The sequence below is a fragment of the Sphingomonas sp. FW306-05-A genome (genome assembly GCF_058782275.1).
This window is the reverse complement of the sequence record NZ_JBYSXN010000002.1, coordinates 778,574-802,822: the sequence shown is the minus strand read 5'-3', so window position 1 is coordinate 802,822 and position 24,249 is coordinate 778,574. Positions and strand designations below refer to the sequence as shown.

At 64.3% G+C, this 24,249-nt stretch carries 18 protein-coding genes; 9 read left to right on the top strand and 9 right to left on the bottom strand.

Features of this window, described 5'->3' with window-relative positions; translation table 11 throughout:
• The first annotated feature begins 272 nt into the window (after positions 1 to 272).
• Entirely contained in the window at positions 273 to 584 is a 312-nt protein-coding gene (locus AC3WJR_RS12565; RefSeq protein ID WP_354279299.1) for a hypothetical protein, read from the top strand.
• A 149-nt stretch (positions 585 to 733) separates the two neighbouring features.
• Here the strand turns inward: AC3WJR_RS12565 and AC3WJR_RS12560 are convergent, their stop codons facing one another.
• Positions 734 to 1,384: a response regulator transcription factor gene (locus tag AC3WJR_RS12560; RefSeq protein WP_492725375.1), complete on the bottom strand. Its 651-nt coding sequence runs from the start codon at positions 1,382 to 1,384 to the stop codon at positions 734 to 736.
• Positions 1,385 to 1,403: 19 nt separating this feature from the next.
• Between AC3WJR_RS12560 and AC3WJR_RS12555 the strand changes: the two genes are divergently transcribed.
• The 7 genes from AC3WJR_RS12555 (at position 1,404) to AC3WJR_RS12525 (ending at position 11,182) form a co-directional block, all read left to right on the top strand.
• Complete coding sequence (locus AC3WJR_RS12555; protein WP_492725374.1) at positions 1,404 to 2,153, top strand: response regulator; 750 nt, start codon at positions 1,404 to 1,406, stop codon at positions 2,151 to 2,153.
• Positions 2,154 to 2,405: 252 nt separating this feature from the next.
• The gene (locus AC3WJR_RS12550) at positions 2,406 to 3,296 is read left to right on the top strand and encodes a hypothetical protein (RefSeq protein ID WP_492725373.1); all 891 of its coding nucleotides are present in this window, start codon (positions 2,406 to 2,408) and stop codon (positions 3,294 to 3,296) included.
• Between the two features lie 11 nt (positions 3,297 to 3,307).
• Entirely contained in the window at positions 3,308 to 3,781 is a 474-nt protein-coding gene (locus AC3WJR_RS12545; protein ID WP_492725372.1) for a hypothetical protein, read from the top strand.
• A gap of 44 nt (positions 3,782 to 3,825) precedes the next feature.
• Positions 3,826 to 4,950 (top strand): hypothetical protein, encoded by a 1,125-nt coding sequence (locus AC3WJR_RS12540; RefSeq protein WP_354279304.1) that lies wholly within the window; start codon positions 3,826 to 3,828, stop codon positions 4,948 to 4,950.
• 75 nt (positions 4,951 to 5,025) lie between these two features.
• Positions 5,026 to 10,065 carry a hypothetical protein gene (locus AC3WJR_RS12535; RefSeq protein WP_492725371.1) on the top strand — a complete coding sequence of 1,680 codons (5,040 nt, stop codon included), beginning with the start codon at positions 5,026 to 5,028 and terminating at the stop codon, positions 10,063 to 10,065.
• Positions 10,065 to 10,595, top strand: coding sequence for a hypothetical protein (locus tag AC3WJR_RS12530; RefSeq protein WP_492725370.1), 531 nt, complete (start codon positions 10,065 to 10,067; stop codon positions 10,593 to 10,595). The genes AC3WJR_RS12535 and AC3WJR_RS12530 overlap by 1 nt, the downstream gene beginning before the upstream one ends.
• Before the next feature lie 5 nt (positions 10,596 to 10,600).
• Entirely contained in the window at positions 10,601 to 11,182 is a 582-nt protein-coding gene (locus AC3WJR_RS12525; protein WP_492725369.1) for a PilZ domain-containing protein, read from the top strand.
• Position 11,183: 1 nt separating this feature from the next.
• On the opposite strand, the gene AC3WJR_RS12520 is transcribed toward AC3WJR_RS12525, so the two are convergent.
• The 4 genes from AC3WJR_RS12520 to AC3WJR_RS12505 all read right to left on the bottom strand — a co-directional run bounded on the left by AC3WJR_RS12520 (position 11,184) and on the right by AC3WJR_RS12505 (position 16,334).
• Positions 11,184 to 11,693: a RidA family protein gene (locus AC3WJR_RS12520; RefSeq protein WP_492725368.1), complete on the bottom strand. Its 510-nt coding sequence runs from the start codon at positions 11,691 to 11,693 to the stop codon at positions 11,184 to 11,186.
• Positions 11,694 to 11,715: 22 nt separating this feature from the next.
• Positions 11,716 to 12,147, bottom strand: coding sequence for a c-type cytochrome (locus tag AC3WJR_RS12515; protein ID WP_492725367.1), 432 nt, complete (start codon positions 12,145 to 12,147; stop codon positions 11,716 to 11,718).
• A gap of 5 nt (positions 12,148 to 12,152) precedes the next feature.
• On the bottom strand, positions 12,153 to 13,757 hold the full coding sequence (locus AC3WJR_RS12510) for a flavin monoamine oxidase family protein (RefSeq protein WP_354279310.1): 1,605 nt from the start codon (positions 13,755 to 13,757) through the stop codon (positions 12,153 to 12,155).
• Positions 13,758 to 13,832: 75 nt separating this feature from the next.
• Positions 13,833 to 16,334 carry a TonB-dependent receptor plug domain-containing protein gene (locus tag AC3WJR_RS12505; protein ID WP_492725366.1) on the bottom strand — a complete coding sequence of 834 codons (2,502 nt, stop codon included), beginning with the start codon at positions 16,332 to 16,334 and terminating at the stop codon, positions 13,833 to 13,835.
• Positions 16,335 to 16,810: 476 nt separating this feature from the next.
• On the opposite strand from AC3WJR_RS12505, the gene AC3WJR_RS12500 reads away from it, so the two are divergent.
• Positions 16,811 to 17,827 carry a cupin-like domain-containing protein gene (locus tag AC3WJR_RS12500; RefSeq protein WP_492725365.1) on the top strand — a complete coding sequence of 339 codons (1,017 nt, stop codon included), beginning with the start codon at positions 16,811 to 16,813 and terminating at the stop codon, positions 17,825 to 17,827.
• Between the two features lie 16 nt (positions 17,828 to 17,843).
• Here AC3WJR_RS12500 and AC3WJR_RS12495 read toward each other — a convergent pair whose 3' ends face one another.
• Genes AC3WJR_RS12495 through AC3WJR_RS12480 form a run of 4 tightly spaced genes read right to left on the bottom strand, consistent with a single transcriptional unit; the run spans position 17,844 to position 23,945 of the window.
• Positions 17,844 to 19,385, bottom strand: coding sequence for a tryptophan halogenase family protein (locus AC3WJR_RS12495; RefSeq protein ID WP_492725364.1), 1,542 nt, complete (start codon positions 19,383 to 19,385; stop codon positions 17,844 to 17,846).
• Positions 19,364 to 20,878, bottom strand: coding sequence for a tryptophan halogenase family protein (locus AC3WJR_RS12490; RefSeq protein ID WP_492725363.1), 1,515 nt, complete (start codon positions 20,876 to 20,878; stop codon positions 19,364 to 19,366). The genes AC3WJR_RS12495 and AC3WJR_RS12490 overlap by 22 nt, the downstream gene beginning before the upstream one ends.
• Entirely contained in the window at positions 20,875 to 22,374 is a 1,500-nt protein-coding gene (locus AC3WJR_RS12485) for a tryptophan 7-halogenase (protein WP_492725362.1), read from the bottom strand. The genes AC3WJR_RS12490 and AC3WJR_RS12485 overlap by 4 nt, the downstream gene beginning before the upstream one ends.
• A gap of 8 nt (positions 22,375 to 22,382) precedes the next feature.
• Positions 22,383 to 23,945: a tryptophan halogenase family protein gene (locus tag AC3WJR_RS12480; RefSeq protein ID WP_492725361.1), complete on the bottom strand. Its 1,563-nt coding sequence runs from the start codon at positions 23,943 to 23,945 to the stop codon at positions 22,383 to 22,385.
• Positions 23,946 to 24,249 lie beyond the last annotated feature (304 nt).

The window sequence follows — 24,249 nt, the reverse complement described above, 5'->3', positions numbered from 1 at the left end:
GGCCTAGTACCAACGTTGACACGAACCCTTCTGGACGGCTCGAAGCGATCAGTCAAATTCGACGGTGTGCAAGGCGATACCCTGATCGACAGGAAACGGTCCGTCTGTTCGATGCCGCGGGCGAAAGCGCAAATATTTCGGCAGTCCGAGGTTTTATCACAGCATAATCTTGTCGCTGTGTGGGAGGTTCCCGACAAGAAGCAGCTAGTCGCAGCCAGGAGGCTACTGAGGAAACTAAGGGTCGGCAATATCAGGGCAAGGATGGTGGAACCATGATTGCTATTCAGGTCGCGCGCATCATCGCTCATTTCTCACTTTTTCTTGACCTCACGGATGACGACACGCTCGATCCTGACGAGGCTGTCCAAATGATGGAAATGCTGGGCGCGGACCTTCAAGCGTTGGATAAGGCATTCTTGCGCGAAGTGATTGATGCGTTCGCGATCATCGCTCCTGAATTTTCAGGCGTAGCGGAACATTTGGTGCGGGATATTCCCTATCACTACTACCTCGAAGAACAACTGGCGGCTGACGATCCCAAGCGCCTGGCAGAGTTGGAGGCAATACGCGAGGCGCGCGACTAAACGCAGACTGCGGGAAACGCGTAAAGTGCGTTATCACACGAAAAATTCGCTTGGTGAAATTTCCTCAAGGCAACTCAGGCATCGCTTCTCGAACACACAATAACGCTCAACCGCCGGCTCCTGTCGTAGCAACGAAGGCCACCGTGCGGTCATGGCTTGTCCGCTGCCCCCGCCGTGCCGAGCAGTGGCTGCATTGCCAGCAATGCCTGCGCACGGTTGGTGACGCCGAGCTTGCGGAAGATCGCGGACATGTGCGCCTTTACGGTCGCTTCGGTAATACCGAGGTCGCCTGCGATCTGCTTGTTCAACCGTCCGTCCGCTAGCGCGAGCATGACCTTCAGTTGCGCCCCCGACAGCGTCGCGAGCAAGTCGCGCGCCGAATGGGTGGGCCAATGGCTCTTGTCGATCGACGGAAATACCGGTTTGCCGACGATGATGTCGCGAAGGCCGGCGGTAAGCTGATCGAGTGGCCAGCTTTTTGACAGAAACCCGACCGCGCCGAGCACTTGTGCGGCGTCGATCACTGACGGATCGCGAATGGACGAGACAAAGGCGATCGGGGTCTGGCCGAGAACGTGCTGTAATCGCAAAAGGCCTGAAAATCCGCGGGAATCGGGGAGTACGAAGTCCAGCAGAACGAGACGGTAGCCTTTGCGGCGAAGCGCAATCACGCGATCGGCTTCATCGATCGAACCGGCAGTATCAATCGCAACACCGGGAATCGCGAGCTTGACCGCCAGGATCAGCCCCTCGCGCGTCAGTGGATGATCATCCGCGATCAGTACATGTCCTGCCGTCATTCTGTAGCGCGCCTCCCGGATGATGTCTCGTTTCTGCGCAGCTTGTGCCGTCTGGGGCTACATGCGTATGAAAGTCCTGTATCAAGATCAACGGTTTCGAGCGGGAGCCTCGCAAATTTCCGAACGCGGTTTCACTATTCTGGGCGTCTTCGAACCGATGTCCGGGCTGACGTCGATCATGGCGGAACTGTCCACGATCGGACATATCGTATACTGTGCCGACACTATGGCGGAGGCGCTTGCGCATGCACGGCACCTGCCCGATCTCGTGGTCGTCGATCTGACGTTGCAGGGCAGCCCGTCCCCGGTCATCGAGGCCCTCCGCAGGTTGTCTCCGCCGGCAAGGCTTGTCCCTGTATTGGCATCCGCACCCATGACGACCGATCACGACAGCTTGATCGATGCTGTGTTGCCGGACCTTGCTGATTTGGCCGCTGTCACGGCGGCGATCGTGGCGTGGAGCCCGGTCGGATTGCTGGCGGGCATCACCCGCCTTGCCGAGATGTTCGGGGCGAGCGAGATCGACGCACTCGCCGGGCGCTTCCAGGTGCAACTGGTGGATGCGGTCGCCGCGCTGGATACTGCCCTGGATCGAAGTGCTGCGCATCGGATCGCCGGGATTGCCGGAACCCTGGGGTTCGCGCGCCTCGGTCAAAGCTGGCTGGCGGTATCGGAAGGTGATGGGACGATGTGCGAGGCCGCGCGCCGTGAAGCACGCGTCGCGATCTACGCGCTCGCCCGGGCAGCGCACGCGCGCGGCGTTTACTAAACCCTTACCGGCTGACGAAAGCTTGGGCCTGTCCGGACAAGACATCGTGATCGAAAGGAATACCAAACCGCTCCAACCCCTTAGACTTTGGTCGCAGATCGATATGGCCATCATCCGCAAGTAGCATCCCGTTAACCCCACCCGGCTTGAGTGGCTTCACCGCAACGGTGGGTAAGAAGCGTGCAAGCAGGGAATGGCAGCAACGGTGGGATTGGGCGCAAGGGGTCGCGTTGCGCCACCGCGGCTGTCGCCTTGTTCGCTGCGTCGCCTGCGATTGCCGCGACACCGGCGGGCACGCCGATCGCCAACACCGCCACGATGACCCGCACCACCGATGGCGGTGTGGAGGCACTCGCTTCCAACACCGTCACGTTGACCACTGCCGAAATCCTCGACGTGACGATCGCGGCCGACCGGGCAACGGCAACGGCGCGGAACGGCGAGACCGTGGCGATAGGCTTCGTCCTGACCAATACCGGCAACGGGCAGGAAGACTATCTCGTCACCATCGGCAGCGGCACGGCCGGTCTCTCGCTCGACCGTCTCGCGATCGATAGCGACGGCGACGGGGTCTATTCCGCCGCGACCGACCAGACGCTTGCGCCGGGTGCTGCGGTGCCGCTCGCGCCCGGTCAGACGATCCGCGTGTTCGCGCTGCTCGACGGCGCGCAGGTCACGGCGGCGACCGCCATCACGGCAGTTGCCACCGCGCGCACCGGTAGCGGCGCCGCGGGAACGGCTTACCCGAATGGCGGCGACGGGGGCGGCGATGCCGTCGTCGGCTCGACCGGGGCGACCGCGACTGCGACAACGCAGCTTGCCTTGACCGCGGGCGTCCCCACGCTCGCCAAGACGCAAAGCGTGCTCGCGCCGGATGGCAGCGCGCGCGCCATCCCCGGCGCGATCGTGACGTACCGGCTCGTCGCAAGCTTCCCCGGTGCGACGCGGGGCGTGGTGATCGACGACCCCGTTCCGACGGGCACCGCTTATGTCCCCGGCAGCTTGCGGCTCGACGATGCAGTGTTGTCCGACGCGAGCAACGACGACGCCGGCAGCGCGACCACCACCGCGATCCGCGTCGCGCTCGACGACGTCGCGACAGCGGGCAGCCGCAGCATCCAGTTCAGCGTGAAAATACAGTGAGGAACATACCGATGTACAAATGCCTATGCGTGGTCGTCGTGGCCGCAGCGATCCACGCTTCCCCCGCGCTCGCGGCGGGACCGTTGCAGGTCGAATCGCGCGTCCTGACCGAACAGAAGACGCGCGCGCCAGACGGCACGGTCCGCGTTGCGCTCGTGCCGGCGCGCCGGATCGTCCCCGGCGACCGCGTTACCTTTGTACTCGCCTATCGCAACACTGGCACGCAGCCGATCGGCAATGTCGTGCTCGATAACCCGGTTCCCAAGGGGATCGCATATCGTGCGCCCGCCGCCACCTCCGCCGCGCCCGACCTCTCGGTCGACGGCAAGACTTATGGGCCGCTCGCGAGCCTGCGCGTCGCCACCGCGACCGGCACGACGCGCGCCGCGACCCCGAACGATGTCACCCACGTCCGGTGGCGGCTCGAGCGTCCGATCACGGCCGGTGCGCAGGGCCAACTCGCCTTCGATGCCGTCCTGCGATGATCGACCATCACCAGAAAACACCGTGTAACCAGGGAGTATATAACATGTTTCGGAACAGGGTTCGAACCTTGCTGCTGACGGGATCGGCCGCCGTCGCCAGCATCGGGACCGCACAGGCGCAGACCGCCGCGCAGAATACGACGGCGGGAACGAGCATCAGCAACACCGCGTCGGTAACCTATACCGTCAACGGCACCGCGCAGACGACCAATTCGACGACGGCGACCTTCGTGGTCGATCGCAAGGTCAACTTCACCGTCATCGCCGACCAGGGCGGGACCAAGACGCAGGTCAATCTTGGCCAGACCGATGCCGTCACCAAGTTCAAGGTGACCAACACGACCAACGGCATCCAGGATTTCTTCCTCGATCCGGGCCAGTCGTTGATCGCCGACGGGCTGGTGACCGGAATCGACGATTTCGACATGGGCAACCTGCGGGTGTTCGTCGATTCGAACAACAATGGCGTCTATGATCCTGGCGTCGATACCAGGGCCTATATCGATGAACTCGCGCCGGACGCGTCGATTGCGGTGTTTATCGTCGGCAACGTCCCCGGTTCGGGAACACTGAGCCAGGCGAACGTCAACCTGCAGGTGATCGCGGCGGCGGGCGGACAGGCCAACACGCGTGGTGAGATCCTGTTGCCGACCGACCTCAATCTCGCCAACGCCGACAATACGGTCGACATCGTTTTCGCCGACGATGACAATGACGGGATCGGCGTCGATCTGCCGCGCAACGGCCAGGGTCGTGCCTATGCATCGTATGAGATCGGTACGCGCAACGTCGCGCTGACGGTAACGAAGTCCGCGCTTGTCCTGTCGGACGGCGTGAACACGCTCAACCCCAAGTCGCTGCCCGGCGCGACGGTGCAATATTGCCTGCTCGTCCGCAACGCCACGCTTACTGCATCGGCAAACGGCGTCCAACTGAACGACGTGGTCCCCGCGAACACCACCTATGTGCCCGGCTCGATCACGATCGGCGCGCCGGGCGGAAGTTGCGTGCTGCTCGGCTCGACCGAAGATGACGATGCCGACGACGCGACCGAGACCGACGGCGTCACCGCGTCGTTCAACAGCACCAACCGCAACATGAACGCCATCCTCGGCACCGTCGGCGGCGGCGGGGTGACTGCGGTCGCGTTCAAGGTGACGATCAACTAGCCGCCCTCGCGCCCACCACTACAGGAGAAGTGTCCCTCCGGCGCGCGAAACCCGCGCGCCGGGGAACGCCCCGCCATGTCCAGATTCAGGCATATCGCGCATCTTGGCGCCCTCGTCGGGCTTGCCGCCGCCGTCTCCATGACGGCGGCCCCCGGCGTTGCGGCGGAGGTGACGCGCATTGCCAATACGGCGACGCTCGGCTTCGATGCCTCGAGCGGCCGACAATCGGTTTCCTCCAATACCGTGACGCTCGACGTCACCCGCACCAAGCGCCCGACGACGCTCAGTTTCCGCCTGTTGCCCGTGGGGTATCAGTTGACCGGGCTGAAGTGCGAGACGAACCCGATCAAGTTCACGCCCGCATCAATCGACGCTGCGACCTTGGCGAGTGCGCCGAAAGTGGCTGCGATCGACGTGACCTCGCCGTTGATCCTGGTGCTCGATAATGTGGGTGGGAACCGCGACCCCAAAGTCCGCGAGACTTCGCATATCGCGGTTACGACATCGACCACGCGAGGCGAGATCGATCTGCTTGAAACCGGGGTCGACACCGGCGTGTTCGCGGGCGGGGTCCCCGAACGCGGTGGCGGCACCGACGAAACCGCGGCATGCGATGTGACGCGCGGGCGCGGCGCAAATTTCACGCTGTCGTTCACCGAGGATGAGTTCAGCCTGCCGTCCACCGCGTCGATCCTGGTCGACCCGGCAGGCTATGTATTCGATTCGGGTACGGGTGCACTGGTCGACGGCGCGATCGTCTCGCTGCTCGACGACAATGACCAGCCTGCAGAGGTGTTCGGCGACGACGGGGTCAGCCGGTATCCGTCGACCGTCGTCAGCGGCGGGGAGACGACCGACGCCAGCGGGCGCGTCTATGATTTTCCGCAGGGGAATTATCGCTTCCCGTTCGTCGCGCCGGGCGTGTTCCACCTGCGGATCGTGCCCCCGGGCGATTATACCGCGCCGACGACGCGGTCGCTGACTGATCTGACCGCCTTGCGCGACCCCTCGGGCGTGCCGTTCATCCTCAACGATGCCTCGTTCGGCAAACGCTTCACGATCGACACGCCCAACCCCTTCTATTCCGACATTCCGCTAGACAGCGCCGGGGCTAGCAAGCTGCTGCTCGCCAAGACCGCCTCGGTGCGCGAGGCGTCGCCGGGGGATTTCGTGCAATATCTGGTGAGCGTGACCAACCGTGGCACCGACACCGCGCGCAACGTCCACCTGACTGATATCCTACCCCCCGGCCTGCGCTACGAACGCGGGTCGACGCGCGGCGCAAGCGAGGCCGTGCCTGCCGCCGATGGTCGCACGCTCGACTTCACGGTCCCGCCGATCCCCGTCGGGCAGCGCGTCGACATCCGCTACGTCGTTTCGATCGCGCCGGGCGCACCCACCGGAGAGGCGCTCAACCGGGTCCTCGCGTCCGGCAGTGCCGGCGCGACGAGCAACGAGGCTGCCGCTTCGGTGCGGATCACGCCGTTGCTGTTCACCAGTGGCTTTATGCTGATCGGGCGCGTGACCGAGGGCGGATGCGGGGATCCCGACAGCGGGCGTATCGGCATTCGCGGCATCCGGCTGGTGCTCGAGGACGGCACCTTCGTCGTCACCGACAAGGACGGTTATTATCACGTCGAAGGCATTCGCCCGGGCCGGCATGTCGTCCAGATCGACACCAACAGCCTGCCGGCCTCGCACGAGCCCGTCGCCTGCGACAGCGACACGCGCACCGCTGGCAGCGCGATCTCCCGCTTCGTCGAGGCCGAGGGCGGATTGCTCAAGCGCGTCGATTTCCAGCTGCGCCCTACGGGCGTGAAGGCCACCGCCGCCGATGTGCTCCCGATCACGGTGGCGAGCGACAGCGTCGCGGCGGGCGACCGCGACTGGGTGACCGGCCAGACCGTGGGGACCGAGATCCTGTTCCCGACCGCGGACACCAACCCGCGTGCGCCGGTGACGCGTGTCGCGATCAAGCACCTTCCCGGTCAGCGCGTTGCGCTGAGCGTCAACGGGACACTCGCCGAAGTCCTCAATTTCGACACGACCGAGACCAGCCCCGACAAGACCGTCGCGGTGTCGCGCTGGTCGGGGATCGGGCTCAAGGACGGCGACAACCGGATCGTGGCGCGCGTGCTCGATGACTCGGGGCGGCTCGTCACCACGCTGGAACGCACGGTCCATTCGTCGACCGCAGCGATCCGCGCGACCTATGCCGCCGAGCAGAGCCGACTGGTTGCTGACGGGCTGACGCGTCCGCTGATCGCGGTGCGCGTGACCGATCGCGACGGCCGCCCGGTGCGCGACGGCACGCTGGTGCCGTTCACGGTCGACCAGCCGTACGGCGCCGCGATCGACGTTGAACTCGCGCAGCAGCGCCCGCTCGAAGGCCGTGGCCGAGCTGCCGCGACCGCGCGCGTCACCGGCGACGACGGGCTCGCGTTCATCGCGCTCGAACCGACGACGCAGGCAGGGGCGGTGCATGTCTCGGTCACGCTGGCCGAAAAGGACCAGACCCACACCAGCGACATCCGCGCCTGGCTGGCGGGCGCGGCGCGTGACTGGATGGTGGTCGGCTTCGGGGCGGGGACGCTCGGCTACGACACGCTCAAGACGCACAGCCGCACGCTTCCCCGCGGGATGCGTGGTGGTGTCGTCAGCGACGGGCAGCTCGCTTTCTATGCCAAGGGGCGGATCAAGGGCTCGTGGCTCGCGACGATCGCCTATGACAGCGACCGCACGATCGACCGGAGCCGCGGACTGCTCGGCACGATCGACCCGGATCGCTATTACACCGTCTATGGCGACGGCTCGCAGCAGGGCTATGACGCCGCGACCCAGCGCAAGCTGTACCTGCGACTGGAACGCCGCAACCTCTACGCAATGCTCGGCGATTTCGAGACCGGGCTGACCGACACGCAGCTCACGCGCTACAGCCGCACGCTTAACGGCGTGAAGGCCGAATATCAGGGCAATCGCATCCTGTTCAGCGCGTTCGCGGCGAACACCGATCAACTGTATGCGCGCGACGAAATCCAAGGCAACGGCCTGTCCGGCCCGTACCGCCTGTCGGGGCGCGACATCGTCCCCAACAGCGACAAGCTCCGGCTCGAGACTCGCGACCGGATTCGGCCCGAGCTGATCCTGTCGGCCAAGCAGATGACCCGCCACATCGATTACGACATCGACGCGAGCGCGGGCACGATCCGCTTCCGCGAACCCGTGCTGGGGCGCGACGGCGCGAACAACCCGGTGTTCATCGTCGTGGATTATGAGACGGAAGGCCGCACCCGCCAGCTCGCAACCGGAGGCCGCGCCGCAATCCGGCTGGCCAAGGGCCGCGCGCAGCTCGGCGCGAGCGTACTGCGCGACGAAACCGCGGGCAATGGCACGGTCGCCGGGATCGACCTCAAGGCCAAGCCGACCGCCAACAGCGAAATCCGCGGCGAAGTCGCGACCGGTGGCAGGCTCGGGATCGGCAGCGGTCGCGCGTGGCTCGCCGAGGGCGAAGTGCATATCCGCCGCGCCGACGTGCTGGTTTACGGCCGCAGCCAGGATCGCGGGTTCGGCCTGGGGCAGCAGAACGTCGTCGAGGCGGGGACACGCAAGTTCGGCATCGACGGGCGCGTCGCACTCGCTGACAAGCTTGCGATGACGCTGACCGCGTGGACCGCGGCGCAGCTCGACGCCCCTGGCGCACGCACCGCTGCCGAGACGCGGCTCGAATATCGCCGGACGCACGGCACGCTGTTCGTCGGCGGCACCTATGCGGATGACCGCGGGATCGACGGGCAGGCACGGCATTCGCGGCTGCTGACGCTCGGCGGGACGCAGGACTTGTTCGACGGCAAGCTGGTGCTCGGTGCGCAGGCGCAGGTGGCCCCGGGCGGCGACAAGGAAAGCGTCGACTTCCCGCTGCGCCAGCAACTTACCGCTGCGCTGCGCGTGCGCGAGGGCATTCGCCTGCTCGCGGGCTATGAGATTTCGCAAGGCCGTGATTTCACCGCAAACACCGCACGCGTCGGGTTTGACGTCGCCCCCTGGTCGGGTGCCAAGCTGATGAGTACGCTCAACCAGCAAGCGGCAAGCCAGGCGGAGCTCCCGGTCGGCAACACTGCGTCGACCGGCGGCGAGAACGGCCAGCGGACCTATGCGCAATATGGCCTCAACCAGTCGATCAAGTTCGGCAAGCGCTGGAACATGGACCTGACGCTTGACGCTAACAGCACACTGCGTGGGCGGGTACCGACCGGCGCGTTGGTCAACGCCTTCGCGAGTACCGCGAACACCCCGATTGCCGGGCAGTACGGCAATGACGGCGATTATGTCGCGGCGACGATCGGTGCGGGCTATCGCGCCGAGCGCTGGTCGTGGAACGGCCGCGTCGAATATCGCCGGTCGGACCAGAGCAATCGCTGGACGATCAACACCGACGCGCTGCGCTCGCTCGGGCAGGGCCGGACGCTGGCGGCAAGCGTGCGCTATTCGGACCTGACCGACACACGTGGCGCGCGCGCCGCCTTCGGTACCGCCGACCTCGCGCTTGCGCTGCGTCCGCAGGACAGCCGCTGGTCGCTGCTCGAACGTCTGCAGGTTCGCAACGAACAGGCCGATGCCGGGATCACCGGCACCAACGTCATCGGCGTGCCCGCGTTTGGCGGCGGCTTTCAGTCGACGCTGCGGCTGATCAACAACGTCGCGGTCAATTACCGCACCGGGCCGGAAGGCGCGGGTCATGGGTTCGAGGCAACGGTCTATTATGGCGCAAAGTGGGTGCGGGGATCGTTCGGCGACGATGATTACACTGGCTATATCGACGTGATCGGCTTCGATCTGCGCCGCGATGTCGGTCGGCGGTTCGACATCGGAGTGCAGGGTTCGGTGCAGCACGCCTGGGGCCGCGGCAGTGTGGCGTTCAGCGGCGGCCCGTCCGCCGGCGTATCGCCTGCGCAGAACGTGTGGATCTCGGTCGGTTACAACATCACGGGTTATCGCGACCGCGACTTCGAGGCGGATCGCTACACCCGCTCGGGCGCGTACGTCACCGCGCGGCTCAAGTTCGACCAATGGTCGCTCGGGCGTGCCGGCCGCACGATCTTCGGGGGCGTGAAGTGATGTGGCGGGCAATCCTTGTGGTGGTGGGGCTGGGAATCACGGTGCTTCCGCAGGCGGGCAGGGCGGATCCACTGACCGTGACCAAGAACGCGCTCGTCGTCGCGGATCAGGTCAACCTTGCCGCGCCTAAGGCGCTCCCGGGGGCGACGGTCGATTATCGTGTGTTGTTTACCAACCCGACCGGTAATCTGCTGACCCCGGTGCGCAATATCAGTGTCGAGGACGTGTTGCCGACGCGCGTCGTGCTGCGGGTCGCGGATCTTGCGGCGGCGGGGAAGGGGCCGGTCGAGTTCCTCGACGGCAGTCTGCTCGGGCTCGGATTGCTGGGCAGCGGGCTGACGTGCGGTTTCACGTCCTATGCCAGCACGACCGACTGCATCGACTTCTTCGACGGCACGAGCTGGACCTACGTGCCGACCCCCGATGCCGACGGCTACGACGCGCGGGTCCGTGCGATCCGGGTCAAGCCGGTTACGACCTTCACAACCAACGGCTCCTTCCAGATCCGCTACAGGGTAAAGATCCGATGACCTACATGGCTCCCATCGTCCCACAGCGCCAATTGACCGAGCGCCGCGAGGACGAGCGGTATCGTCGCGTCCTCGCCACGGGCAAGCTGATCCTGGGTGATTGCGAGATGTTCTGCTTCGTCCGTGACCTCTCCACACGCGGTGCCAAGATCGAGACGCTGACCGTGCCCGTGATCGGGCAGCAGCTTGTCTTCGAGATGCGCGGGCTCGGGCCGTGCTCGGCGCGGGTGGTGTGGAATCGGGAGCATCTCGTCGGGCTGGCGTTCGATAGCCCGCAGGATCTTGGCGCGATCTCGGATCGCGGGACACGTCAGGGCTATTGTGCCCGTGCGCCGCGCTTCGCGACCGATCGGCTGGCGCAGTTGCGGATCGGTGGATCGACGGTCGCGGTCGAACTGGTCGATCTCAGCGCAGGCGGCGCCCGGTTGCGTGGCGCGGGCGCACCGCGGATCGACACCGCCGCGTCGCTGATCATCGACCGGATCGCACCGCGCGCCGGCTTTGTTCGGTGGGCGCGCGATGGGGACATCGGTTTCCAGTTCACCCCGATCCTGGATTTGCCGACGCTGATGCAGATTCTGCGCTGAGCTACTTTTTCGGCAGTTTGACCGCGGTCACTTCCAGTTCGACCAGATACATCGGGGCGACGAGATTGGCGACTTGGAAGGTCGATCGTGCCACGGTGTTGGGGTTCGCCGCCGAGCCAAAGAACGTCTGGAAGCCTGCGTTGAAGCCCGCGAAATCGATCTTGCCCAGTTTCGGGTCTGCCGCGAGGAACGCCTGCATCTTGATGACGTCGGCCATCACATAGCCCTTGGACTTGAGCAGCGCCTCGATCTTGGTAAGGACGCTGACGGTCTGGGTCTTGGTGTCGCCAAAGTCGTCGACCACCGCTTTCTTCGCGGGGTCGATCGGGTCCGCCAGCTGACCCGACAGATAGAAAGTCTCATGTCCCGCCGGCACGATCACGCCCTTGAGGATCATGCCGGGCTTGCCGTCGGGGCCGGGGCTGACGATGCGATCGACCTGCGCGGGGGCTGCGTGGGCGGTTGAGGCGAGGGTGAGGGCCGCCAGTGCGGTCGCGATGATGTGCTTCATACGAATGATTTCCTTCAGCGGATCAATTGGCCTGGATCGGTTTCTTGCTCGACGGGTCCGGTGCGTCGCCGGTGCGGAGTGCGGCCACCTGGGCAGGGGTGACCGGCGTTGCCGCATTGCCCCAGGACGCGCGGGCGTAGGTCAACGCCGTTGCAATCTGTGCGTTGGTCAGATCCCCCTTGAACGCGGGCATGCCGCCACGGCCGTTGAGGACGACAAGGATCGCGTTTGCTGGTTTGCCCGTAACCAGCGCGCTGCCCGCAAGCGCCGGGAATGCCCCGCGGATTCCCTTGCCGTCGGGCTGATGACAGGCGGCGCAATTGTCCGTGAAGGTTTGCAGCGCGGACGGTGCCGGGGATGCCCCGCCCGCCAATGGCGGGGTGTGGGTGGTCTGGGCGATGCCTGCCACCGCCAGCGTGGCGGCGGTGAAGGCTACAGGAATCGTGTACCGCATTGCGCTCACCCCTTCATTGCACGCGCATGGAGGCGTTCGACCTGCTGCCACGCGGACTCGAATGCGCCCGCCTGCCAGCCGCCAAGATAGCTCAGATGTTCGCCGGCAAGGTAGATGCGGTCATCCGGTTCGGTCAGGACCGGATAGGCCGTCGCGCGTGCATCCTCGCTCCATACGCCCCAACCGCCGAGGTTGTACTTCACCCGGTGCCACGCGACCGAAAATCCGGTCTCGAAGCTTTCCTTATAGGCCGGGAAAATCTTCTGCCCGTAATCCACCGCGGTCGCCACGCGATCGGCGGCGGACCTACCCGACACCTTCGCCGCAGCCGCGCCGAAATTGTAATAGCCGAGCAGGACGCCCTTCTGGCTCTGCCAGCCGGTCGAGGGCAGCGAGATGCTGTTGATCTCGGGATTGTCGCAATAGACATGGCCGCCGTAGATCGAATGATCCTCTTCCCAGAAGCGCCGTTTCATCTGCAACCCCATCTTGCCGACGAGCGCATAGCTGCTCTTTTCCATGGCGGTCTTGAAGCGCGGGGACAGGCCGTGGTCGATCGTCTTCAGCACCGACAGGGGAATCGTGCAGATACACCAGTCGGCAGTAAGCGTTTCGGCCTGCCCTTCCTTGACAACGTCGATCGTGACGCCGTTGCCGTTCTGCCGGATGCGTTGCACCTCGGTCGAGAAACGAATCATTCCGTCGGGCAGGTGGCGTGCGATCGCCTTGGGGATCTGCTCCATCCCCTGCACCGGCTGGAACATCGTGCGTTGCTGTTCCCAGTCGGAGACGCTGTGAAGCAGCTTGCCCATGCCGCTGTTAAGGACATCGGTGATGGCGTACGGCGAAGAGGGCTTGCCCGGGCCCGGATTGATCCCGGCGCCAGGCTCGACGAGAAAGCCGCGCCCTGCCGTGCCGGTATAATTGAAGTCCTTCTTGGACAGATACCCGAAGCTCACCAGGAACTCGATGAAGCGTTCCTTGTCGGCGCCGCTCATCTGCGCATCCAGAGCCCCCTGTTGCGACAGCTTGGCGAGAATTTCCGACGTGTAGCCGAGCAAGTCAGCCGCGACCTGGCCCTTGCGGATCGGCTTGCCGCCCAGCGGCCCGGGCGCCTTCTCCATGTAGAGGAAACTGGCGTCATTGTCGTTGTTGAACAGCTCGAGCGGCACGTTGAACAGTTTGGTGTAATGCAGTGTCGAATGGTGATGATAGGGGATCCGCCACGGGCCGATGTTGACGTACAGCCCTTCGTCGAAGTCGCACGTCTGCGGCTGGCCACCGAGTTCGGTCAGTTGAAATCCCTTGCGCGCGGTCTGTGCGCGGCCACCCGCGAAGGCGCGCGCCTCCACAACAGTCACGGCATAGCCCGCCTTGGTGAGTTCATACGCGGAGGCGAGGCCGGCATTGCCTGCCCCGAGCACGATGACTCGGTTCTTTTTGGGCGTTCCGGCGAGCGACGGCGGGGCCGCCATGGCCGAGCCGATGCCGAAGCCAAGTGCATCCATGCCCGCAAGCAACATCGCCGTACCGCCGGCTTTTGCCAGCTTCTCAAGAAAATAACGCCGGGTCTGGCCACTCAACGCCATACCCATATCCAAGTCGTTCATCAGACACCCCTTGTTGATTGTCGTTGACGCATACAAAGGCGGACAGGCGTCGCCCCAGACGCCTGTCCGCCATGATCAAAGCTTGAAGTTCAGGCGTGCGTAGTAATAGCCGCCGTTGATGCCGTAAGGCGATATGGTCGGATACTTGCTGGTAGAATATCCGCGCTCTCCGTTGGTCAACTGCGCGTTGCGGATGAACTCCTTGGACCGCTCCGTCGGATACTGGTTGAACAGATTGTTCGCGCCGATCGAGATCTTGAGCGGAGCGAAGATCTGATATCCAATTTCGAGGTCGGTGAGGAATGCGCTCTTGACCGGTACCTTGATCAACTTGCCCGCGTCCGGACCGCTGCGTGCTGTCTCTAACGAATAGACCTCGGAGTAGAAGCTTTCGCGCGCATTGATGCTGAACTTGTTCCACGACCAGAAGGCGTTGAACGTCCCCCGGAACCGCGGCGTGCTATGTTCCAGTTCGACGACGCTACCCGTGTCGATCAATCCAGTCAGGCCCGGGTTGGCCGTGCTGGAGTATAAGGCAGAGGGCAGGGCATTGATGCTCAATACCTTGTTCGCATTGTAATTGGCGGTGAAGGTCAGGTCGACATCCCCCATGCTGCCCAGCCCAGCGGAGTAATTGGCCATAAGATCGACGCCGCGGGTCCGCATCTTCACGCCGTTGACGAAGCTCTGCACTGCGACGCTGCCGTCGGTGGCGCGGTTTGCGCCATCGAACAGGACGTAGCTGGGAATGCTCGTGGCATCGGCGAGCGACCCAATGCTGGTACTGCCCCCGAGCGCGCCGTTGACCGCTCCCAGCACCGCCAACTGATTGTAGATCTTGTAGCGATCGTCGTCGTACGGAAGACAGGCGCCAGCGTTGCTGCCGGCATAGCCCGCAGGGCAGCGGTTGCCGGTGAAGCCGCTGAAGCTCGACGAGATCATGATGCGGTCGCGGATCGTGATTTGATACGCATCGATCGTCAGCGTCAGGCGGCGAACCGGATTGAACACCATGCCAACGCTGAAGTTGGTCGACTTTTCGGGCTTCAGGCCGCCAAAGCCTAATGCACCGGCTGCCTCCGATGCCGGTGGAAGAACCCCGCTGACCGAGCTTGGCCCGACATTGATCCCCGAATAGCCGCCTTCGGCGAGAGTCGGGGCGCGGAACCCCGTACTGACCGTGCCGCGCAGCGCGAACGCCTTGGAGAAATCGTAGCGGCTGGTCAGCTTGAAGACCGTGGTGTCGCCGAAGTCGCTGTAATGTTCGTGACGGACTGCCGCATCGACCAGCAGGTCGACCACCGGGCGGGCACTGACGTCGAGATATTGGGAGAAGTTGTCGCGCTTGTACGTGCCCGCGTCGTTTGGACTGTAGCCGAAGAAGGATTGCGCGCCGCCGCCATAATAAGACGCCGGATCGCCCTCCTTGATGCCGTAGGTTTCGTGCCGGAATTCCAACCCGCCCGCGATATTGACCGGGGCGGACAGCCCGATGTCGAGTTCGTGCGTCAGGTCGAGCGTATTGCTCCACTGCGTTGCGAAGAAGTCCCCATTGTGGAAGTTCGTCGGCGTGAAGCCGGTATCGCGATACAGCTGCGCGTTCGCCGAATTGAGGACGTTGACCTCGACGAAATCCTTTCCGTAGGTGGAGGCGAGGTCGAAGCCGATCTTGCCGATGCTGCCCTTGATGCCGCCGGTAAAGGAATAATCCGTTTCCTGGATATTCTCCTGCGGTTGGAAGCCTCCGGGGTAGAAGGGCACGCCCGCAACACCGCCCGCGGCCTTGGTGCCGGCGCCGCTGACCACGGTCGTCGGCGGACGCGTGTTTTCGTAAGCCGTCGCCGTCTTGTGGCCATAGCTGCCAGAGCTGTAGAGTTCGAAGCCGCCGATCTCGTATCCGGCATTGTAGTTGACGACAGTCTGATCGATCTTCGGGTCGCCGATGATCCGGTTGGTGTAGGGGTACCCCGGCAATTTGCCGATCTCCGGGTATTTCTGCAGCAGGTTGACCGCTTGCGGGTTGATATCGCCGCGGAAGCTGAACCCCTTGCGCTTTTTCTGTGCGGAAATGTTGAGAAAGGCACCGTCGAATGGTGCCAGGCCGATGTTGGCACCGATGGCGTAGGTTTCCCCTCCCTCGTCGTAATATTGGCCGCCCGTCGCGTTGGCGCTGATCCCGTGATCGGTCTTTTTCTGGATGAAGTTGATCACGCCTGCGATCGCATCGGTGCCATATTGTGCGGCGGCGCCGTCTTGCAGGACTTCGACGTGATCGATCGAATCGGGCACGATGAAGCTGATGTCGGGCGCCGCGCTGCCGCCGTACGGACCGCCAGCAACCGAGACGTTTGCGGTGCCGTGGCGGCGTTTTCCGTTGACCAGGATGAGCGTATGGTTCGGGCTGAGGCCGCGCAGCTTCAGCTGGAGGTTGTGCGCCTGAAGATCACTGCCAAAAGCCTGCGCCTGGATCGACGGAAGGTTCTGCGCGAGGCTGGTCAGCAGATCGGGCGAGCCCGTGCGCTGTAGCGCTTCCGAACCGAGCAACTGGATCGGTGCCGGACTGTCGGCGGCACGCATCCCCGTCGTGCGCGTACCAGTAACGATGATGGACTCGTCCGCTTGCCCGGCGTCGTCCGGGTCGGTTGGAGCGACGGCAGAGACGGGTTGCAAGGTAACTTGCGCAAAAACCGGTTGTGCAGCAATTGGCAACGAAATCGCCAGAGCGATACGTGATATACCTGTCGAGATTCTCATAGATGGCCCCCCATTATGGTTGCCCTCTAGACATCGTCTCCACATCCCGATGGTCATCGCCATCTAGGTGTATAACGCCCACATCTATATAGTTTAAAAGATCTACTTACTCCGTTGCTTGATCTGGAATGTTTCATTCTTTTTACGGCTTGGCAATACGCATCCGGGGAAATGTGTACGATATTCGGGTGGCGTCCTGACCGCAGGGGGGGCGCGGATCGAACAGGCTGCGACGTCCGGACCGCCCCGTCACCGTAGCGATTGATGTTTTGCAGCTTTTGCTCGAAACATGAGCGCGCATGACAGACGGCTTTTTCAAAGTGCGAGAGTGGCACGGTGTCGACCGTGCACGGTTCCGGTCGGAAATCGTCCCGTTGCGCCGGCCCGCGATCCTGCGCGGGTTGGCGAAGGACTGGCCGGCGGTGCAGGCGTCGCTGCAGTCGCCGGAAGCACTGTGCGATCACATCCGGGCCGCCGACCTTGGCAAACCGGTGCCCGCGTTCCTTGGACCGCCCCAGATCAAGGGGCGATTCTGGTATCGCGATGATTTGCGCGGCCTGAATTATCAACAACGCATCGCGCCGATCGGGGAATTGCTCGACGTGTTGCTAAGTGTGCGTGAAGAGGCTGAGCCGCCTGCCTTTTATGCGGGGGCGATCCCGGTGGCGGAGAACTGCCCCACCTTTGCCCGCGACAACGCCACCGACATCGTCGGGGAGGGGGCGAGTCCGCGGCTATGGATCGGCAATCGCGCGACGGTCTCGACGCATTTCGACATGTCCGAAAACATCGCGGTGGTCGTCGGCGGGCGGCGGCGTTTCACGTTTTTTCCGCCCGAGCAGGTGCGCAACCTGTACGTCGGTCCGTTCGACTTCACCTTTGCAGGGCCACCGGTCAGCATGGTGGATCTGCGCGCGCCCGATCTGAAGCGGTACCCGCGCTATGCCGAGGCGATGGCGACGGCGGAGGAAGCCGATCTGGAGCCGGGGGATGCGGTCTATGTGCCGTACATGTGGTGGCATCAGGTCGAGGCGCTGGATGCGGTGAATGTGCTGGTCAATTACTGGTGGAACATCGGAGAGCGCGCTTGGCCGGGCTCGCCGTTCAAGACGCTGATGCATGCGATCATGACGATCCGCGATCTGCCCGAACGCGAGCGTGATATCTGGCATGCGTGGTTCGATCACTACGTATTCGGTCAAGCGCATGATGCGGTTGCGCATCTTCCGGCAGGTGGGCGCGGCGCGCTTGGCGAAATGACGCCCGAGCGGGTTGCGGCGGTCAAACAGTATCTAATGGACGAACTGCGCCGCTGAGGCGGTACGAAGAGTCTTACCGGCGGTCGATCGCGCAATAATGGTCGATGAAGGCCTGATGGCTGGGCATCCGCGCGACGCTGCCGTCCATCGCTGCAGCGATCCGCGTCATCCGCGCGGCCAATTCGTCTTCCGATAGGAAATCTGCGATCGGATGATGGCTTTTGGGCACGATGTTTTGGCCGTGGAGCACGGCAAGCCAACTCGTCTCGCTGAACAATTCGTTGTCATGCCGGTACAGCCGCGCATTCTCCCGGAAAATAGCGATCCGCTCCTCCAGTGAGGCGGGGATCGGCATCGTCCGGCAGCGATCCCAGAACGCAGTGTCATCGCGCTCGGTCGCCTTGTAATGGAGGATCAGGAAATCGCGGATCTGTTCGTATTCCAGGCGCGTGCGGCGGTTGTAGTAATCAATGTCAGGCGCGTTGAAGTTTCTGTCGGGGAAGTTGGTGAGCAACCGTGCGATCCCCGACTGGATCAAATGGATCGACGTGGACTCGAGCGGCTCGAGAAACCCGGATGCAAGGCCCAGCGAAACGACGTTTCTGTTCCAGGCCTTGCGCCGGACGCCCGCCGTAAACCGCAGAAAGTTCGGATCGGTGACGGGCTTGCCGTCGAGCCCTGCGTCGAGCGTGCGCAACGCCTCCGCATCGTCGATGTGGTCCGAGCAATAGACGTAGCCGTTGCCGGTCCGCGCCTGGAGCGGGATTCGCCATTGCCACCCCGCCGCCTTGGCGGTCGCGCGCGTGTAGGACAGCGGGTCGCCGACGCGCTCGCACGCGCGCGCCACCGCACGGTCGCATGGCAGATAGTGGCTCCAGTCGTCATAGCCGGTGCCAAGCGCACCCTCGATCAGCAGCCCCCGGAAGCCGGAGCAATCGATGAACAGGTCGCCTGCGACGACGCTTCCATCTTCCAGCAGCAAGGTATCGACATGCCCGGTCTCGCCGTCGAGCCGGACATCGACGATCCTGCCCTCGGTCCGCTGCGCGCCCGCCGCTTCCGCCAGTTCGCGCAGATAGCGCGCATAGAGCGCAGCATCGAACTGGAACGCATAAGCGATCGTCGCGAGTGGCGAGTTGACGAGCGACGGATCGGGCCGCTGGAACTTGTTCGCGCGCGCCGCGCCGACCCCAATACTGAAGCGATCGAGCGGGAGTGCGCCCCCCGCCTGCGACTGCCGATACCAGAAGTGGTGGAAGTGAATGCCTTCCATCTCCTGGCCATAGCTGCCGAAGGGATGAATATAGCGCTGGCCGATCCGCCCCCAGTCGACGAATTCGATCCCGAGCTTGAACGTCGCCGCGGTGCGCCGGACGAAGTCGTTCTCATCGATCCCAAGCAGTCGGTTGAAATATTGGATATGCGGAATCGTCGCCTCGCCGACACCGACCGTGCCGATCGCTTCGGACTCGATCACGCGGATGTCGATGTTGCCGCCCGCCAGCACGCGCGAGAGCGCTGCGGCGGCCATCCATCCGGCGGTGCCGCCGCCGACGATCACGACCTTGCGGATGCGCGCGTTCTCCACCGCGGTCACGCCGCCTGCGCCGCGCAATAGTGCGCGATGAACTGCTGATGCGTCGGCATCTGCTCTGCCGCCGTGTGGATCGCGCGCTGCATCGACAGCAGGCTGTGCGCGACGTCGCCGCTCGGGAGGGTCGCGACGATCGGGTCGCAGGTCGTAGGGACGATGCCCTGGCCGAGCATCACCGCGACCCAGCTCGGCCGGGCGAACAGTTCCTCTTCGTAGCGGAAGATGCGTCCGGTTTCGCGGAACAGGGCGATCTTGTGGTTGAGCGTATCGGGCAGCGGCATCGTGCGGCAGTGGTTCCAGAAAGCGCTGTCGTCGCGTTCGGTCGCGCAATAATGCAGGATGATGAAGTCGCGGACCTGTTCGAATTCGGTGCGCATGTGGCGGTTGTATTCGGTGCGAACGATGTCCGGAATGGGGGCGGCGGGGAATAGCGAGATGAAGCGGCTGATGCCTTCCTGGATCAGATAGATCGACGTCGATTCGAGCGGTTCGAGGAATCCTGCGGCGAGCCCGATCGCGATGCAATTGCCCGTCCAGAACCGCTGCCGACATCCGGCGGTGAAGCGGAGCTGGCGCGGATCGCCAAGGGCCGGTCCCTCGATCCCGGCGAGCAGGATATCCGCCGCGGCATCATCCGACAGGAAGGCGCTCGAATAGATATGGCCGTTGCCGACGCGGCGCTGCGTCGGGATCCGCCATTGCCACCCGGCGGTACGCGCGGTGGAGCGGGTGTAAGGGGGAAGCGGGCCGGTATGCGCGCTGGGCACTGCGAGCGCGCGGTCGCAGGGAAGCCAGCGGCTCCAGTCGTCATAGCCGATCCCGAGGGTATCCGCGGTCAACAGCGCGCGGAAGCCGGTGCAATCGAAGAAGAAGTCCCCGTCGACCGCGCGGCCATCGACCAGGTCGAGACCAGCGATTGCCTCGGCATCGGTCGCCTGGCGCACGTTTCGGACGATGCCTTCGACCCGGCGCACGCCGCGTGCCTCGGCATAGTGGCGCAGGAAGCGCGCGTAGCGCGTCGCGTCGAAATGATAGGCGTAGCGCAGTTGCGACCGGACCGACCGCGGATTGGGGTCGGGCAGGGCGAAGCGGTCGGCCTGGGCGGCGACCGCGCACAGGCTGTAAGCATCGATCGGCGCAGGGTTTCCGTCGAGGCGGCTGCGCATCCAATATTGGTGGAAATCGATCCCGCGCATGTCCGCGCCGTGCTGGCCGAAGGGGTGGAAATAGCGGCTGTCGGCGCGCCCCCAGCCGACGAATTCGATCCCGAGTTTGAAGGTCGCGTCGGTCGCGGCCATGAATTCGGCCTCGTCGATTCCCAACATCTGATTGAAAGCAAGGATATCCGGGATCGTCGCCTCGCCGACGCCGACCGTTCCGATCGTGTCGGATTCGACCACGGTGATCGTCACGTCGCGCGGTTCGAGCAGGCTGGAGAGCGCGGCGGCGGTCATCCAGCCTGCGGTTCCGCCGCCGACGATGACGATATTCTTGAGATATTGCTGCATGATCATCGCCGGTTTCGGAGCAGATAGTGCTCGAGTTGCAGCCGATACGTGTCGCAATCGGGCAGGGTTGAGACGCTTTGCGCCACGCTGCGCTCGAGATTGGCCAGGAATGCGGTCACTTGCGCCGGGTTTGCGCGGTCCGCGAGGCGATCGTGGCGCGTCGGGCGACGCCCCATGCCGAGATGGAGGATCGTCCAGTCCTCGGGGTGGAACGGCTCGAGGTCGTAGGCGACCAGCAGCCCGCGGGTCTCGAACATCTCGAGCTTGCGCACCAGTGCATCGGGCTGTGGCTCCCCTTGCGCCGCGCGCCAATAGGGCGTGTCGGGGAGTCCGTTCGTGGCGAACATCGCACAGGCGAACAGCGCAGCATTCTGCGTATCCTCTTGATATCGGCGGTTATATTCACCGCGCTCGACCGCCATGCTCCCGGTGTTGGGAATGAGCGACAGCAGGCGTTCCAGGTCACGTTCGAGCAGTATCATCGGTGCGGGCGTGAGCGGTTCGAGGACATAGGCCGCATGGCCGATCCCGACGCAATTGGCGGCCCAGGCATGGGGGCGGCGGTGGAGCGTGGCCTCGCCGGCAAGCGCGGGCGCGGAGCCGTGCGCGGCGAGCCCCGCGTCGCGATCCGCGGGGTCGTACACCGTGACGCGGCGGGTTCGACCGCGCAGGGGAACGTCGCTGCGCCAGCCGTACGGAGTCGGCGTGACGGTACGAACCGGACGTCCCGGGCGGGCGGCAGGGGCGTCGCTTGCGGCGATGCCGATCCGGCGCCCGGCCTCACCGTCAGGGACGAGGTGCGACAGCAGAACCGCCGCTGGGCCGCTGCAATCGACGTACAGGTCGGCGCTCAGCGCGCGGCCATCGCTCAGCCGGACTCCGGCGATGGCATCCGCGTCGATCTCGACCGATGCCAGCGCGTCTGCGATGCGAATGACCCGGCCCGGTGCGTCGGCGACTGCGGTCTCGAACAGACGCGCGTAGGATGCGGGATCGAACTGATAGCCATAGTCCGCGCGCGACAGCGGATGCTGCGTCGCCTTGGCGGGGTCGCGGGGCGGATGCGCGAAGGCACCGCGCTTCGCCGCCATTGCCGCGACGAGATAGGGTTCAAGCCGGTCGATCCCGACCGCCGCCAGATATTGATGCAGCAGAACGCCGTCGACGACCGGGAACGGCAGCGCGAAACATTGCGTCCACGACCGTTTCCCGCCCGCCCAGTGATCGTAGCGCGTCCCCCACGAAAAGGCGGTGTCGCTGTCGAGAGTCAGTGCGGGTTCGGCGACGCCTGCGGCAAGGTTGAACGCATAGGCGGACGGCGACGTGACGTTGCCGTAGAACAGGTCGCTCTCGGCCGTACCGCCGATATCGACGAACGTGATACGGATCGCCGGGGCAAGTTGCCGCGCGAGGCTGGCGACCGTCATCCAGGCGGCAAGGCCGCCCCCGCAAACGAGGATATGCGCGATCGGTGATGGCGACCGGTTGGCGGAAGCGGACACGATCGCGGTTACGCCGCCGTCGCCGCGCGCGAGAGGCTGCCCGCGCCGCCCATCCGCCGGATATAGTCGGCATGATCGGGGGTCGCGCGGACCGCGCCAGCGACCGAATCGCGGATCGCGGCGGCGCGCGCGGTGAGCGCTGCGTCGCCGATCGCATGGGCGCGCGGATCATGCCCTGTCGGCATCAGATTCTGTCCCATCATCACCGCGACCCAACTGGGTGGCAGGAACAGGCCGAATTCATAGGGGATGACGTAGCCGCGCGTCGTCCACGCGTCGATCTTCTGCTGCAAGCTGTCGGGCAGCTTTAGCGCACGGAAATGGCGCCAGAAGGGGCTGTCGTCACGCTGGGTGGCGACATAATGGAGCAGCAGGAAATCGCGGACGCGTTCATAGTGGAGCCCCATCCGCCGGTTGTATTCGGCGATGCTCGGGGCATCGAACCCGCGATCCGGGAACAGCGCGAGCAATTCGGTAATGCCGTCCTGGATCAAGTGGATCGAGGTCGATTCGAGCGGTTCGAGGAAGCCGCCCGCCAGCCCGATCGCGACGACGTTGCGTTTCCAGAAATCGCGTCGACGCCCGGTGGTGAAGGACAGCCGCCGCGGGGTCGCCTGCATCGGCGCGTCGAGGTTCTCGACCAGCTGGCGTTCGGCGTCATCGTCCGAGATGAAGCTGTTGCAATAGACATGGCCGTTGCCGACGCGATGCTGGAGCGGGATCCGCCATTGCCATCCCGCGGTCCGCGCGGTCGCGCGGGTGAAGGGCCCGAGCGGACCACGGCTTTGCGTCGGCACCGCGACCGCGCGGTTGCACGGCAGCCAGTTGCTCCAGTCGTCATAGCCCGACGCAAGCGCGCCTTCGATCAGGAGACCGCGGAACCCGGAACAATCGACGAACAGATCGGCCTTGACCGCGCGCCCGTCGGTCAGCGTGATCGTGTCGATAAAGCCCGTTTGACCGTCCAGAACCGTGTCCACGACCTTGCCCTCATGGCGCTCGACGCCGTGCTTTTCGGCGTAGCGACGGAGAAACGCGGCGTAGAGCGACGCATCGAACTGATAAGCATACCCAAACGTCGACTCGACACGATCTAGGTCGGGCGAGGGGTGCTGAAAACGGCTGTGTTCGGCCGCGACGATCGGAAAGGAATAGTCGGCCAGCCGTCCGGTGGCACCCGCCGCCTGCAACCGCAGCCAATAGTGGTAGAAGGGAACGCCATCGATTGCCGGGCCGAAATCACCGAACGGATGGATGTAGCGATCGCCGATTCGGCCCCAGTCGCAGAACTCGATGCCAAGCTTGAACGTCGCCTCGGTCGCGCGCATCAACTCCGCCTCGTCGATGCCCAACGCCACGTTGAAGGCGCGGATGTGCGGCAAGGTCGCCTCGCCGACCCCGACGGTGCCGATCTCGGCGGATTCGATCAGCGTGATCGTGACGGGCAAGCCCTTGAGCTTGTTGGCCAGCGCGGCCGCGGTCATCCAGCCGGCGGTGCCGCCGCCGACGATGCAGATGCTGGTGATTTCGGATGCGCGTGCGCGCGCACCGTCGGACGGCTTGGCTGGCATCTCTACTCCCCCAGTCGGGGTAGCATCGCCCACGGGCGTGTCCAATACCGAGAGTTCAATTTCTGTAACATTTTGTCATGATTGGTGTTCTCGGAATACGGTCAAAGGCGCAGTTTTGAGCGGTTTTCGGGCCGATTCGGAATTATTTCAAAAGCCCCATTGCGGCGTGATTAAGTCAGAGTATAAAAGTTCCATTCACTCGGGATCCGCGGTGTGATGGCCAAAATGGCCACGCACCAACAACCAGCGGACCGACAGGGTGGAAACTGGGAGTTGCCGGAGCAGTCCGGTTTGGAGGGGATAC